We start from the raw sequence: 15657 nt of genomic DNA, 5'->3' as shown, positions 1-15657 counted from the left end.
CGCTTTTAGTTTAGAATCCCGGATTCTGTTTGTAAAGTCCTTTTGTGAAACTGATCTCCCGTTGTGGAATGGGAAGGTATTCATCCCTTCCGGCAGTGAATTTCGCCGTGGCTAAAAACGGTCTTCGCGTCTTTTCCTTGTCGATGTAGGCATTCAGTGTCTTTTCTGCTATGCCCCAGCGGACCAGGTCAAAGAATCTTGGGCTCTCGGTCGCAAATTCCAGTCGTCTTTCCCATTGCAGCGCTTTTCTCGCGAAATCCTGGGTCCAACCGGCTGCATATTCTTTGATGTTGTATTTGGAAGGTAGTGTTCCGTCCAGTTTTTTCAATCTTCCTGTGCTTGCGGCCGCTCTTCTTCTGATCTGATTGATCAAGGGTAGCGCAAGTTCCTGCTGCCCCAGCTCAATGTATGCTTCTGCCTGAATCAGTAAAACGTCGTCGTAACGGATGATATCTATGTTTTTTGACGAACCAATAAACGGACCTTCTTTGTGATACGATGCACTTGTAGCCAGCTGCTGTTCTTTCATGGTATGGAAAAATCCATAAACGCCCGGGTCACGGATCCAGCTGTTGCTGAATGGCTTGGTTGCGTCATACTTATACGGATGGCCGTCGATTCCGATGGTATGGTCTACACGCGGATCAACGGTTTCGGTATTGAAATCAACATTTTTTTCGTTAAATGTGTCAAACAATGGCAAACCATTTGCATCGGTTTTATAAGCATTGGCCAAATTCTGACTAGGCTGGTGGAACCCGCAGCATCCGTATTGCGGAGCTCCGTGCGGATAATTTAACCCGGTTACGTAACTTAATCTGCCTGCGGCTGTACCATCGTTGATCGAGTACTGGATGGCGAAAATCGATTCAGGGCCATTTTCCGTTTCAGCAATAAAGTTTTCAGCGAAATCGGGTTGCAGGCTGTATTGTCTGGAGGCGATAACCTGCTGTGTCAGGGTCACAACTTCCTGCAATCTTGTTTTATTGATATTCGTCACCTTGTGATTATCGTCCTGCTCATAAGCCTGGAATAACCTTAATTTTGCAAGATATGCAGCGGCCGATAATTTATTTGCACGACCAACCTGGCTTTGTTTCTGAGGCAGGTTATCAATGGCAAACTGGAAATCCTCTCCGATTTTGTTCCATAACTCATCGTTTTTGTACCGAACGTTTGACTCTTTTAAAATATCCTCACTGGTCAGAGTTTCCGTGATGTAAGGAATATTTTTGAACAGCATTTTCAACATAAAATGAGAATGGCCCCGCAGAAAACGCATTTCAGCCTGACGCGTCTTTTTTAATGGAAATTCCGCCTCATTCAAAACATCCAGACTGGTCAATGCGGCATTTGCTCTGGAAATGGCTTTGTAGAAATTTTCCCAGGTGTACGGGTGCATAAACGTCAGGTCCGGTCTTGTCAGATTGTAGTGCTCATAAAAATCCACTTCTGCAACATCGGAAACACCGCCTCCGCCCTTGTAAGCATCATCTGAACGAACACTTCCGTACACCCACATGCTGGTCATTGGGCCGATCATTTCATCATTGCCAATACCGGCATAAGCGGCAGTAACCAGTGATTCAGCGGCGGACGCAGATTTTACGTTGTCGGAAGACAACAATCCCTGTGGTTCGTATTCAAGATAATCCTTGCAGGAGGTGGCTATCATCAAACTGCCAGCGAGTACTAACGGATATATAAGTTTATTTTTCATTGTTCAGAAAGGATTAGAATGAAACATTTAGTCCAACGGTAAGCGTGCGCGGAATCGGGATCGCGTTGATGTCCATGCGTTCAGGATCTGGTCCCAGGAAGCTTTTCGACTTGATCAGGAAAAGGTTCTCTGCCATCAGATAAACCCGGATGCGCTGCAACTTTATTTTTTGTACAAACTCAGAATTGATTGCATAACCCAGCTGGATGTTTCTCAGCTTGAAGTAAGATGTGTTCACATTGAAATAATCCGACGTACGGGTTTCATTATTAGCATCGGACAACGACAGGGCAGGAATTTTTGAGCCCGTATTGGTTGTCGACCAGGCATCAAATACGCCAGGACCAACGTTGTCACGTCCTCTTATGAAATTGTTGTAAAACGTGTAAGAATCAAATCCTTTTCTGCCGGCGATACCTGAACCAAAAACCGACAGGTCAAAGTTTCTGTAAAACACTTCAATTTTCAGGTTGTATTCAAATGCAGGTAATGTTGTTCCAAAAAATACGCGGTCAAGGTCATCGATTCTTCCGTCTCCGTTGGTATCCACATAGCGGATTCTTCCCGGTCCTGCGCCAACCTGCGTCGGAGCCGCGTCTACTTCCTGCTGGTTCTGGAAAAGACCGTTGGTTTTGTAGCCAAATATGTCAAACTGTGAATGGCCAAGGATTGTGTTCGTTACATTTCCTGCATACGCAGCCCTTACCTCTTCAGGCAATTCGGTGATTTTGTCTCTGAACCGACTGATACCAGCCATGACGTTGTAGGTAAAATCGCCTTTTGGTTTTGCATAATAACCCAGCGACAGTTCAAAACCGCGGTTTGACTTGGCGGCACCATTAACAACCTTCAATTGCCCTTCTCCCACGGCTGAGGCAATAGGAGGGGTGATCAGAATGTCGCTGGTTTTGCGGGTGAAATAATCGAAGGAACCCTGGATACTTCCGTCAAGGAAGCCAAAATCAACACCGACGTTTGCTTCGTTTGTACTTTCCCATTTCAGGTTTGGGTTGGCTCCCTGAATCGAGACGATGCCGGACGGAAGGTTACCCGTGTTTGCACCATTAAGGTCATAAGCCGTTCCGATGTTGTAATATTGGTCAAAAAAGCTGTTATGGCCATTAGAAAATTGCGATTGTCTTGTTCCATAACGCGTGTCGTACAAGCCGAAACGGGCAAGATCTCCGATTTCCTGGTTTCCAACACGGCCAACGCCTGCTCTTAGTTTCAGGTTACTTATGCTCTTCACATTTTTGAAGAAATTCTCTTTGTCAATTCTCCATCCAACCGAAGCTGCCGGGAAAATACCGTATGCGTTTTCGCTACCAAAACGAGAGGAGCCATCGCGACGGATCGTTACTGCGGCCAGGTATCTGTCGGAAAAACCATAATCAACTCGGGCGAATTGCGATAGTAAGCGACTTCCGGATCCTGTGCCGGTAACATTCGTATTGCCGGTACCTGCATTCAGCACAAAGTAATCTTTCGTTTGTACGGCAAAACCTTCTTTTCGGGCAATCTGATAATCTGAATTGTTTTTAATCGCTTCGGTACCTACCAGGAATTTCAGGTGATGGTCGCCAAGATCCAGGTTATATCTGGCAGTATTTGACCAGGTTAAGCTTAAATAGCGGTTTTCATCAAGCGTTAAACTGTTGCTGGTACGTCCGAAAGATCCTTCTTCGAAAGCTTGTTCGATATTTTTGAAACGGTAACTTGCGTTATCAGCACCCAGACTTGTTTTCAGGAAAAAGTTTTTCAAAGGCTGGATTTCAACAAAGACATTGCCAAAAAGCGTCAGCCGGTGGGTGTTGTCCCATTTGTTAATATCCTGCATATGAAGCGGGTTGTTTCGGTCGGAATACCCTGACCCGATCGCGCCGCCCCAGGAACCGTCTTTGGCGTACACCGGAATTGTCGGGGCAAGTGTTACGGCCAGACCTGGTGTAAGCGCGCCGCCAATATCCGTAGACGCAAGCGTTTCATTGGAAGTAGCGAGCTGCACGTTTGCACCGATTTTCAGTTTTCCGTCAAAAGCGCTTGTCAGGGCATTGATACGGCCGCTGATTTTTTCATAATCTGTAAACCGTAACATGCCCGTGTTTTTGAAGTAACCCAGGTTAACCTGTAAGGATGAGTTTTTTGTTCCGCCCGAAATGGTCAGTTCATTGTTGGTAACAATGCCGGTTTTGTATACTTCTTTCTGCCAATCTGTATCACCAGCAGGCATGTTTTGATTGCCTCCAACAAACGGCTGAACTTTTACGCTGTTCAATACCGGATTTTTGAAGTCCTTGTTCCAGTCAAATGCATACAATGCGCCGTAACCATCTTCCGGATTTACCCCGTCGTTAACGGATGCACGCCATAAGGCACGTCCTCTGTCCACTGAATTAAGCATTTTAAACCGTGCATATTTTTCAGACTGGGCAGAAATGCTGCTGTTGAAATCGATATTGATCTTTCCGTTGGAATTTGCGCCATTTTTTGTCGTCACAATAATAACCCCGTTGGATGCTCTCGATCCGTAAATCGATGAGGCGGAGGCGTCTTTCAAAACCTGAATCGATTCGATGGAATTAGGATTTAATCCCTGGAAAACTTCCGGTCTTTTCGTTGGTACACCGTCAATGATGTAAAGCGGGTCGGTGTTTCCCAGCGTGTTGGCACCACGTATCAGGATTCTGGAATTGGTCCCGTTTGGTGAGCCGGTCTTTTCAATATACAATCCGGGTACGCGTCCCTGTAATGCCTGCATCGGGTTTCCTGAACTGATATTTTTAAGCGGGGCCATATCAACGACCGCGATCGCTCCGGTTAAATCTTCTTTTTTGGAAGAAGTATAACCCACCACCACCACCTCACCAAGATTCTTGGAATCGTATTCCAGCGTCACATCCAGTTTGGAATTATTACCTACCGGAAGTTCCTGCGCAATCATTCCCACGTAGGAGAATACCAGCGTTGCCGTTCCGGAAACAGAAATCGAGTATTTTCCATCCACATCCGTGATGGCGCCGTTTGTTGTACCTTTTTCAAGGATGCTGACACCCGGCAATGTTAGCCCGTCGGAAGCTTTGACTGTACCCGTGACGGTACCTTTGGTTTGTGCCCAGACTATCTGCATGGAGCACAGGATGGACAGTACCACCAGTTGTAGTTGTTTTTTCATAGATGTATAAGTTGATCGATTAGTTACTCAGGAATTTCTCAAGTTCGTATTCTGAAATCGAAGGGGTAGCGCCCTGGTAGGTTGCTACGAGCGCGCCCACTGCACAGGCATTTTTCAGGGCTGTGACAACGGACGAGCCAGCCAGGATGTGTTTGAGGAACATGGCCAGAAATGAGTCGCCGCTGCCGATGGTATCCTGCACTTCTACTTCATAACCACCCTGACTTGTAAAGCCGTCTGCATCCAAAACCATTGCTCCGGCAGCACCAAGTGTAAGACAGATCATCCGGAGGTCGAACTTATCAGCCAGAAATTTCATCTGCGTTTGGGTATCCGGAAGTATGCCGTACCAACCCGCTACAATGCTAAGTTCATGTTCATTTACTTTAACGATATCCGCTTTACCCATCAGGTATTCGATGGTCGCACGGTCATAGTGCGGCGGTCGCAGGTTTACATCAAAAACTTTAAGCCGGGCTTTTTCCAGTAAACTGTAAAGCGTTTCTTTCGTTTGCTGATTGCGCACAGCCAGACTTCCGTACAGGAAAACCTCTGAGTTTTCGACCAGCTCCGTCATTTTTTGATCTGGCTGGATGTAATCCCAGGCAACAGGCTGCACAATTTTGTAGGCTACTTCGGTCTTATCGGTCAGGTTAACCTTTACAATGCCGGTCAGGTGCGTTTCGCCGATCTGCACATATTCAGTCGATAAGCCTTTACGGTTCAGATAATCGGTGAGTTCCACACCCAGGTCATCTGTGCCCACACGGCTGATGAAGGCTGGGTTTAATCCGAAGTTTTTTAAATGGATGGCTACGTTCATGGGCGCACCGCCGGGCTGTTTGCCTGAGGGGAGCATGTCCCATAACATTTCACCGAAAATTACGATTGCAGGTGTCATATGTTTTGTGGGTTGGATTAGTGTAAAACCATTGTTTTTTCAAGTCGCTCCAAGGACGTGCCTTTTGTTTCCGGCATAACCCGCCAGGCAAAAACCAGTTGGAGTACCATCATGACAGCGAAAAAGGAAAACGTGATGCCGCCGCCGAGATATTCTGCAATAATGGGGAAGGAGAAAGCGACCAGTGCAGCCATAAACCAGTGGGTGAAACTTCCGAGCGCCTGGCCGTTAGCTCTGACTTCATTGGGGAAAATTTCGGAAATGAATACCCAGATCACAGCGCCCTGTGAGAAAGCGAAAAACGCGATATAAACAAAAAGGAAAACCGGAACGCCTGTGAAATCCTGAATGAAGAAGGCTCTGGCAACAAGACTGAGCGTTATGATCAAACCAACGGAACCGATGAGCATTAAGGTTCTTCTGCCAAAACGGTCGATAAAATTGATGGCGAGCAGCGTAAAGGCAAAATTCACAAATCCGATGCCGGCAGAGGATAAAAACGCTGATTTGGTACCGAGGCCGGTCATTTCAAAAATGCGGGGACTGTAATAGATGATAGCGTTGATACCGGAAACCTGATTGAAAATCGCGAACATGATCGCCAGGCCGACCGGTGATTTGTATTTTGCTGAAAAGAGTTTTGCCTTTGGCTGACTCTGCGTACTTTTTGTGGTGGCAAGAATATCGGAAAGTGTTTCCTCGCTGATTTCTGCGTCTATTAATTCCAGTATCTCGCGGGCTTCATCCACTTTTCCTTTTTTCATGATAAGCCAGCGCGGACTTTCAGGGACATACAAAATGGCCAGCAGGAAAATGATGGAAGGAAGCGCCTGTATTCCCAGCATCCAGCGCCAGGCATTGTCACCCATATCCTGCATGAAATAGTTGGAGAAATAGGCGATCAGAATCCCGAACACTACATTGAACTGAAACAGCCCAACCATTTTACCGCGGGAACGTGCCGGGGAGATTTCGGAGATGTACATCGGTGCCGCTACGGATGAAGCGCCGACGCCCAGGCCGCCCATAAAACGGAACAAAAGGAATAAGTACCAGTCGTGGGCAAGTGCGGAACCGAGTGAAGATACCAGATACAATACCGCGATCCAGAACAATGTTTGTTTACGGCCAAGTCTGTCGGCCGGAATACCGCCTAACATCGCGCCAAGGACAGTACCTATAAGTGCTATGGAAACTGTGAATCCGTGCTCAACCGCGCTGAGCTGCCATAGGATCTGGATTGCTTTTTCCGCTCCCGAGATCACCGCCGTGTCAAATCCAAAGAGGAAACCTCCCAATGCCACAACGATTGACCAAACTAATACTTTGCTGTTTTTCATTCGTAGTTCTGATTTTTTTGTCAAAACTACGGCCACGGACTACTTTGAATAACTAAATAATATATCAAAAAAGTTAAAGTTTGATACAGTGTAACCTTTTCGCGGTATTTTAATGAAAATGAGTGTTTTAGAACAAATTCAAGGAAAAATTGTTAACACGTTATTTCAATTTTGATACACGAAGTTTAAAAATTGATACATACGGTGGGCGCCGGTTTTAAAAAATAGTACAATGCAAAGAATGGATGAAACAAAATTGAAAGGATCAGCTGTTCTTGTATTCCAGCGGTGTTTGATTGTATTTGGCTTTGAAGGCCGTGGAGAAATAAGTGGGGGACGAAAATCCGACGCTGTAAGCGATGTCGGCAACGGTGAGGTCGTTGCGTCGCAGTAAAAAACGGGCCTTGTTCAGGCGTACTTGCTGGATGTATTCGTTGACGCTGAAACCCAGCAAGGCCTTGACTTTTCGATACAGCTGCACCCTGGACATCCCCAGGTCGCGACCGATTTCTTCAACATTCAGATCCGAGTTTCCGTAATGCTGTTCGATGTAGGCTGTAAATTCCGTTACAAATTTTTTGTCGAGCTTATTGGGATTGTTGACCTGCGTGGTTTCCAAAGGAAGTTCGCTGGTATAATGCTCGCGTAAAAGCGAACGGTTTTTTAGCAACGTTTTAATAACTTCTTCGACGTATTGCAGGTTGAACGGTTTGGTGATATAGGCGTCCACACCGGTCTGAATTCCTTCAATTTGTTGTTCCGTCGTGTTTTTGGCGGTCAGTAGGATGATCGGAATGTGTGATGTCCGGAAATCAGATTTCAATACAGAAGCTACGCTAAGTCCGTCTTTTCCCGGAAGCATGATATCACAAACGATGAGGTCGGGAATTTGATCAAAGGCAAGCTTCAAGCCCTCTTCGCCATCGGCGGCTTTGACAACGAAATAGCTGCTTTGCAATTTCTGTTCTACCAGACGTATCAAATCCTCATTGTCTTCGATCAATAATACCGTTTGTTCGTGATGCGTACCGGCGTCAAGTTCTGAGGACTCAGGGGTCGGCTCTTCGGCGGGCTCCATATTTCTGACAAGAGAAATTTCCTCCGTTGGTTCATTCCATAACTCACTTTCCTGAAAATGGCCGCTGCCCAACGGAAGCACTATGGTAAAACGGGTTTCCTTGCCGCGCTCGCTTTGAACGGAAATTTCACCGTGATGCAAATTGATCAGCTCTTTTGAAAGTGCAAGTCCCAGACCGGTTCCGAGGGTTTTATAACTTCCTTCACCCTGGTAAAAAATTTCAAAGGCATGCTGTACTTCCGAGGCCGTCATCCCGACGCCGTTGTCTTCCACGATGATCTGCGCTTGCGATGGGGAAGATGCCTTTACGTGAATATATATACGTCCTTTGTCGGTTGTAAACTTGAAAGCATTGGAAAGCAGGTTGAAAATAACTTTATCGAGCATGTTGGCGTCAAACCAGGCCATGATCTGCGGATCGGGGGTAATCAGGCGGAAATCAATTTTTCGCTTTGACGCTATTTTTTCAAAAGAAGTCATGATATCCTGAATAAAGGCAACCAGATTTTGCTCGCTTGCCCGGATCATCATTTTTTGACCTTCAATTTTACGGAAGTCCATGAGCTGATTGACGAGCCTTAACAACCGCAGCGTATTTTTCCGGATTAAAGTTAATTCCTGTTTGATCAGCGAATCTTTGATTTTATCATTGCCGAGTAAATCCTCGATCGGGGCCAGGATCAAGGTCAGCGGTGTGCGGAATTCATGCGAGATGTTGGTGAAAAACTTCAATTTGGCTTCATGTTCAACCCTTGATTTATCGGCCAGTTGGGTGATCTGATCCCGTTGGTCCGATATTTCATGATTCTGTTTTTCAAGCCGTTTATTGATTTTTCTATTTTCCCGTAAGGAATAAAACGATAGCGCACCAAAAAGCAGCGCGAGGGCCAGCGTAAAGGAAATGGCGTAAATAATTACCGACTGATTCTCAGAAATCGCCCTTTGTTCTTCAATCTTATGCTGTCTTCTTTCAATATCTTCCTGTTGTGCGATTACCTTCTCGTTCTGAAGTTTCATAATCCTGACATTGGACGAATCAATCAGCGTGCTTTGCAAACGGTTTTCGCGTTTGAAAGGTTGTTTTTGCAGGATCGCGATTGCAGTCCGGATGGATTCTTCGCCACCGGTCGGATAAATGATCGTTGCGTTCAGAATATCGCGATCAACGAGATCAATGCCTTCATTTTTTCCATTTAATCCATCGACACCGATAATCTTAATTCTTTTTTCAAGACCGAGCTTTTTACAGATTTTAAAGGCGCTGATGGCCCTTCGGTCGTTCTGACAAAAGATAAAGTCGATGGTTGGATCCTTTTTTAATATGCCGGTCAACTCGTCTTCAAAAGAATACTTATCCCAATCACCATCCAGTTTGGCAACCAGATGAATACCGGGAAATCGGTTAATCGTTTCAATGAAACCTTTGTGCCGGTCAATGTCTGCGGATGAACCAGGAAGTTCGCTGATTTCAACGACATTTCCTTTGCCGTTCAGGATCGTATTGGCATAAATCCCGGCCGTATGTCCAACCTCCACATTTTCCGCTCCGACATAAGCGGTATACTGATCTGACGTCGTTCTCCGGTCGACAATAATCACCGGAATACCACTTTCATAGGCTTTCTCGACGGCGGGCGTAATGCGTTTGGCCTCGTTTGGCGACACAATCAGCAGGTCTACTTTTTGATCAACCAGTTCTTTTATCTGTTCGATCTGTCGGGTACTTTGGCCGCCGGCATCTTTCATGACAAAGTTAATTTCGGGATGAAAGGACAATTCCCGATACATATTTCCCTGCATTGTTTTGCGCCAGTTATCGGCACCGGTGCACTGAGAAAACCCGATGGTGAACTGTTTTGGTTGTTCCTGCGAACAGCCAAATATTAAAAGTAGAACAAGTAATATCGACGCAGCAGATTTCAATTTTTTATTGTATTAATTCTGTGACTTGGGGTAGTCAAAAGTATTACAATTTATCGATTGAATCAAATGATGTGCCCGGTGCCGAATGTTCTGCTTGGTCTTAGGTGTTAAATCATTCACTGGAACAACTGCAATAGAAAATTCCCATGTCAGCCTTGAGTGCATAAGATTTTTTTGTGAGAAAATTCAATTTTCTATTTCAAAACAACCAATCAGAATGACTACTGAAATTAACCACAACCACAATAACATGCCATCACCGGTTTGCCGATTTTCATCGTGAAGGATTTTGGGACGTTATCAACTGCATAGTTGAGCGTTAATGTCTGCGCGTCTGCCGATAAATTTCCAGTGATCGTAATGGGTAGCTCTTTTGATTTTCCTTCTCTCGATGCAAAATATTTACCTCTGGCTGAAAAGGAAGCCCCGTTTTTTAGCGCAAAGAACGGCATTTCAACGCGTTCGCAGCACATACCGGAAATTGCATAACCACCTGCAACCTTGCCAAAAGATGCACATCCGGCCGACCATATCTCAATTCTTGCCGACGCAGGGGAAACTTCCTTTTTGGATCCGCAGGAAGTGAGGAAAGTCGCCAGAATGAAAAGTGATAAGAGTTTTTTCATAGTATTTTTTCAAAATCCGTTTGTGTTGTAACTTATTTTGTATTTTGAAGGACAACTTTCCAACGCGAAAGGTTGTAAGACACAAACGCTACTTTTGAAGTAAAATAACGTCACTGCGTATGGAAACCACCGTCAATCTCGCCTCCCACATATCGCATCTTGAATGCGCGATCAGTAAGGAAAAATTCGATCATAGGCAGGTTCAGACCTTTTGTGAGAACGATAAAGAGGGCTGGAAGGCACCTCTTTATGCAAAATATGATTTCTCGGAAAAAGTAGATAAAAATGTTTTGAAAGGCCGGGAATCTTCTCTTTGGCGGTATTTTGAATTTCTTCCCGTGCTCGATCCCGCGAATGTGGTTACGCTGGGCGAGGGGATGACGCCTCTCTTATCACTTGAAAACCTGGCGAAAGCTAGCGGACCGCATAAGCTGCTCTTAAAAGACGAATCTCTGAACCCGACCGGTTCTTTTAAGGCACGCGGACAGGCCGTGGCCGTTTCGAAGATGAAGGAATTGGGCATCACGAAATGTATTGTACCAACCGCTGGCAACGCAGGCGGGGCATTGGCTGCCTATTGCGCCAAAACCAATATTGAAGTGACCGTGGTCATGCCGCGGCACACGCCTGAAATTTTCAAGCAGGAATGCCGGTATTTCGGGGCGGAATTAATTCTCGTTGACGGACTGATAAATGATTGCGGAAAACTGGTTACGCAGATCAAGGCTGAGAAGGGATATTTTGACGTATCCACCATGAAGGAACCTTACCGTCTGGAAGGAAAAAAAACGATGGGTTTTGAAATCGCGGAGCAAATGAACTGGCAGTTGCCGGACGTTATTTTGTATCCAACCGGAGGCGGAACCGGGCTGATCGGCTTATGGAAAGCGTTTCATGAAATGAAAGCGGCTGGCTGGATCACCGGTAAATTTCCAAAACTGATCGCCGTTCAAACCGAAAATTGTCAGCCCATGGTTTGGTCGTTTGAAGGTAAACATCAAAACGCATCGGCCTATCAGGCCAAACCTTCTGTGGCCAACGGTCTTGTAGTGCCTTCTCCTTTCGCAGAAAGACAGATTATGGAAGTGTTAACAGCGTCGAAAGGATTTGCAGTTTCGGTTACGGAAGATGAGCTACGCGAAGGTGTGAAGATACTTGCTAAAAAAGAGGGCCTGTTTGCAGCGCCGGAAGGCGGCGCGCTCGTACCCGCCATGCGCAAAGCCATGGCTAACAAATGGATCAGCCCGGACGAAACGGTATTGCTGTTAAACACCGGAAGTGGCTATAAATATGCAGAAAAATTGATTTAGCAAGTGGCATACGTTTAAAGCATAACGGTAGGTATATCGATTTTGAAGTAAACCTTCGTATTGTACCGTCGGATTCCTTATTTGTTGAATTTGGCAATATTATTTTGTTAACATCATTTGATGATGTTATTATAAACTTGAGTTTACTATTCAGAGACTCGTTTGATAGCTGTATCGATTGTAATCGGTTGCAATATAGTATTTTATAAAATTTTAAATTTTTCTTGTTCTTTACTTTTTTTTAGATGAAGTTTACATATACTTAACATTATCTCACTATTGGGGTAATGTTGGTTTGCTAGTTTTGCGTTTAACAATAAACCATAAACTCTATATGATCCATTCTTCTACTCATCCCAGGGCCGTATTAATGTTAATGCTGCTCTTCTGCTCTTTTCAGGTATTTGGGCAGGTCAAAGTATCCGGAAAAGTTTCCGATAAAAGTACAGGCGAGCCGGTTCCCGGTGCCAGTGTTATTGTAAAGGGTACCAAGGAAGGTACCGGTACCAATGCGCAGGGAGTTTACGAATTAACTGTTGCCGACGGAAATGCTGTTTTAATTTTTTCTTTTGTTGGGTTTGCAACCGAAGAAGTTGCGCTTAACTCCCGTACCAAACTGGATGTGGTCCTTGGTGTTGATTCCAAGCAACTTAGTGAAGTGGTTGTAACGGCATTGGGTATCAAAAAGGACGTCCGGCGTATTGGTGTCGCGATTCAGTCGGTTGACGGTGCTTCGACCATAAAGGCCCGTGAGCCGAACGCCATCAATGCTTTGGCTGGGAAAGTGGCCGGTTTGACCATCGGTGCACAGCCGGAACTGCTGAGAAAGCCGAATATTAACCTTCGTGGTAACACCGACATACTCTTTGTAGTAGATGGTGTGCCGGTTAATTCGGATACCTGGAATGTCAGTCCGGATGATATCGAAACCTATTCGGTATTGAAAGGTGCCAGCGCGTCGGCACTTTACGGATTCAGAGGTAAAAACGGCGCCATTTTGATCACGACCAAGAGAGGGACAAAAGACAAACGTGGCTTTTTCGTGGATTTTAATTCATCGACGATGATGGACAAAGGCTTTTACTCGATTCCAAAAGTACAGGACGAGTATGGCCCGGGTGATCATGGCCGCTATGCCTTTGGCGATGGAAAAGGTGGTGGTTTGAATGACGGAGATTATGACGGTGGCTGGGGCCCAAAATTTGAAGGACAGCTGATCCCACAGTATGACAGTCCGGTGGATCCTGTAACAAAAGTACGCTCGGCAACACCCTGGATTAACCGCGGAAAGGATAATCTCAGACGTTTTCTGGAACCAGGGATTTTATCGACCAATAACGTGTCGGTTGCTGCATCTGGTGAAAAACACAATATCCGTTTTTCTGTTTCGAATATCTACCAGAAAGGGATTGTTCCCAATACGAAGCTGAATATTACAAACTTCAATATTACAGCGGATTATAAATTCTCGGACCGCTGGAAATTTGAATCTGGCCTGCAATACAACCGCCAGTATTCACCCAATATTCCCGACGTAAATTACGGGCCTAACTCCATTATCTACAACATGATTTTCTGGGCCGGTGCGGACTGGAACGTGGACGATATGCGGAACTACTGGCAGCCGGGTAAAGAGGGTATTCAGCAAATTTATGCGGAATATCAGCGTTACAACAATCCGTATTTTATGAGTTATGAATGGCTGCGCGGTCATCAGAAAACGGATATCATTGGTCAGGCTGCGATGACGTTTAAAATAAACAGCTTCCTGGAAGCCACCTTGCGTACGCAGGTCACCACATGGAATTTGTTCAGGAATGAAAAAATGCCTTACTCCGCTACTTCATACGGAAGGGAAGAAGCCAAGGGTGACTACCGCGAAGACCGCCGGGATTTGTTTGAAAATAATACCGATCTACTGGTTAAATTTGACAAAGATCTTTTTAAAGGTTTCAATGCCAAGATATGGGCTGGTGGTAACCTGCGTACTTTTTCATACAATTCCCAATATGGCTCGACTGATTATTTGAATGTGCCTGGTCTTTACAATTTTAACAACTCTTTAAGGCCGGTTAAAACATCGAATTTTATGTCGGATATGCGTGTGAATTCTGCCTATTATTCGGCTGATTTTAGCTATAAGGATTATTTCACGATTTCAACAACCGGACGTTTGGATAAGCTTTCAACACTGCCAGCGGGAAACAATACCTTCTTTTATCCCTCGGTTGCCGCGTCCACTGTTTTGTCGGATTACCTCCCGGTACCGGAAGTGATTTCTTTCCTGAAACTTCGCGGGTCTTATGCCAATGTGAAAGACGGTCTGACCACCGCAGACATTGGTACTACGCCGGCATTAGGGGGCGGAAATCCGATCGGTTACGGAGATCAGTATTACTCACCTTACGGAGGGCCGAGTTACCAGAATGCCGCGGTGTATTCCACCCCGTTTACCTATAACAATACGCCTGCTGCTTATTTTACAAATACACTAAACAACCCGGGGATTGTACCAAGTACCACTTCGCAAACCGAAATGGGAATTGACATCAGGGTTTTGAAGAACAGGATCGGGCTGGATATGACCTACTTTATTTCCAATGAAGGGCCGCGGATTTATCCTTTGCCGATTTCCTCGACAACCGGTTATAATTCTTACCTGGTTAATGGTGTGAATACCCAAAAAACTGGATTGGAAATTGCATTGACCGGATCAGTGTTAAAAAGCGCTGGCGGACTAAACTGGGATGTTGTGGCCAATTATTCTACCTATAAGGAGGTTTTGAAAAATATTTATCCAGGGGTTAACGAATTAAATACCTTTTTCAAAGAGGGCGACAGGCTGGATAAATTTTACGGTCGCGCCTTTGCTCATACACCCGACGGACAAATTATCAATGATGCATCCGGAAGACCTGTTTATTCGCCTGTGAGTCAGTTCCTGGGTTATATAAACCCCAAGTTTGTGTTTGGTATCAATAACAAGTTTGCTTACAAAAATATCAGTTTCAGCTTTCAGTTCGACGGACGTATCGGTGGGGTTATTTCCAATCATGTGCAGAAACAGACGTTCCGTGGAGGGCGCAATGCACAATTGGGTGAGGGCGCTTTAGGAGAAGCCCGTTTAAAGGATTGGGAAGGATTCAAAGCGGGTTCGAAAGATAGTAAAAACTACCTGGGCGAAGGCGTGCAGATCAGCAATGGCAAAGCACTTAATTTCGATACGGACGGCAAAATTACCAACATGTCGGAGTTGACCTTTGCACCGAATGCAACAAAACAATACGTACAGGATTGGGTGAGCCGCTATTACAATTCGGATGAAGGAAATCTTATGAGCCGTTCTTTTGCCATGCTTAGAGAGGTCGTGATCGGGTATTCGGTTCCAGCAAGCTGGCTGGCGAAATCCAAAATCGTCCGTAACGCTTCAGTTTCTCTGGTAGGTAGAAACCTGCTTTACTTCGCGGAGAAGAAGGATATTGATTTGAACCAGTATATATCTGGCGGAGAATCAAGTCCGCAGACGCCGTCCATGCGCCGTTATGGAATCAATGTTAATCTTACTTTTTAAGTGAATCAGGATACAG

8 protein-coding genes are annotated in these 15657 nt (G+C 45.3%); 2 read left to right on the top strand and 6 right to left on the bottom strand.

Annotated elements, in window-relative coordinates:
* Positions 1-10: 10 nt before the first annotated feature.
* The 6 genes from RB622_RS07650 to RB622_RS07625 all read right to left on the bottom strand — a co-directional run bounded on the left by RB622_RS07650 (position 11) and on the right by RB622_RS07625 (position 10760).
* Positions 11-1720 carry a RagB/SusD family nutrient uptake outer membrane protein gene (locus RB622_RS07650; RefSeq protein WP_308045966.1) on the bottom strand — a complete coding sequence of 570 codons (1710 nt, stop codon included), beginning with the start codon at positions 1718-1720 and terminating at the stop codon, positions 11-13.
* 13 nt (positions 1721-1733) lie between these two features.
* Positions 1734-4892: a TonB-dependent receptor gene (locus tag RB622_RS07645; RefSeq protein ID WP_308045965.1), complete on the bottom strand. Its 3159-nt coding sequence runs from the start codon at positions 4890-4892 to the stop codon at positions 1734-1736.
* A 19-nt stretch (positions 4893-4911) separates the two neighbouring features.
* Positions 4912-5793: a carbohydrate kinase gene (locus tag RB622_RS07640; protein WP_308045964.1), complete on the bottom strand. Its 882-nt coding sequence runs from the start codon at positions 5791-5793 to the stop codon at positions 4912-4914.
* Between the two features lie 17 nt (positions 5794-5810).
* Positions 5811-7133 carry a sugar porter family MFS transporter gene (locus RB622_RS07635; protein ID WP_308045963.1) on the bottom strand — a complete coding sequence of 441 codons (1323 nt, stop codon included), beginning with the start codon at positions 7131-7133 and terminating at the stop codon, positions 5811-5813.
* Positions 7134-7398: 265 nt separating this feature from the next.
* Positions 7399-10134, bottom strand: a complete 2736-nt coding sequence (locus tag RB622_RS07630; protein WP_308045962.1) for a substrate-binding domain-containing protein — start codon at positions 10132-10134, stop codon at positions 7399-7401.
* A gap of 230 nt (positions 10135-10364) precedes the next feature.
* Positions 10365-10760, bottom strand: coding sequence for a hypothetical protein (locus RB622_RS07625; protein ID WP_308045961.1), 396 nt, complete (start codon positions 10758-10760; stop codon positions 10365-10367).
* 119 nt (positions 10761-10879) lie between these two features.
* On the opposite strand from RB622_RS07625, the gene RB622_RS07620 reads away from it, so the two are divergent.
* Positions 10880-12070, top strand: coding sequence for a threonine synthase (locus RB622_RS07620; protein WP_308045960.1), 1191 nt, complete (start codon positions 10880-10882; stop codon positions 12068-12070).
* Between the two features lie 334 nt (positions 12071-12404).
* Positions 12405-15641, top strand: coding sequence for a SusC/RagA family TonB-linked outer membrane protein (locus RB622_RS07615; RefSeq protein WP_308045959.1), 3237 nt, complete (start codon positions 12405-12407; stop codon positions 15639-15641).
* Positions 15642-15657: the final 16 nt, after the last annotated feature.

Source organism: Dyadobacter sp. LHD-138, assembly GCF_030929615.1.
GTDB lineage: Bacteria > Bacteroidota > Bacteroidia > Cytophagales > Spirosomataceae > Dyadobacter.
This window is presented reverse-complemented; position numbering and strand designations above follow the sequence as displayed.

Excerpts from the sequence above, each read along its gene's own strand:
- RB622_RS07650 (WP_308045966.1), bottom strand. The coding sequence starts at position 1,720 with ATGAAAAATAAACTTATATATCCGTTAGTACTCGCTGGCAGTTTGATG.
- RB622_RS07645 (WP_308045965.1), bottom strand. The coding sequence starts at position 4,892 with ATGAAAAAACAACTACAACTGGTGGTACTGTCCATCCTGTGCTCCATG.
- RB622_RS07640 (WP_308045964.1), bottom strand. The coding sequence starts at position 5,793 with ATGACACCTGCAATCGTAATTTTCGGTGAAATGTTATGGGACATGCTC.
- RB622_RS07635 (WP_308045963.1), bottom strand. The coding sequence starts at position 7,133 with ATGAAAAACAGCAAAGTATTAGTTTGGTCAATCGTTGTGGCATTGGGA.
- RB622_RS07625 (WP_308045961.1), bottom strand. The coding sequence starts at position 10,760 with ATGAAAAAACTCTTATCACTTTTCATTCTGGCGACTTTCCTCACTTCC.
- RB622_RS07620 (WP_308045960.1), top strand. The coding sequence starts at position 10,880 with ATGGAAACCACCGTCAATCTCGCCTCCCACATATCGCATCTTGAATGC.
- RB622_RS07615 (WP_308045959.1), top strand. The coding sequence starts at position 12,405 with ATGATCCATTCTTCTACTCATCCCAGGGCCGTATTAATGTTAATGCTG.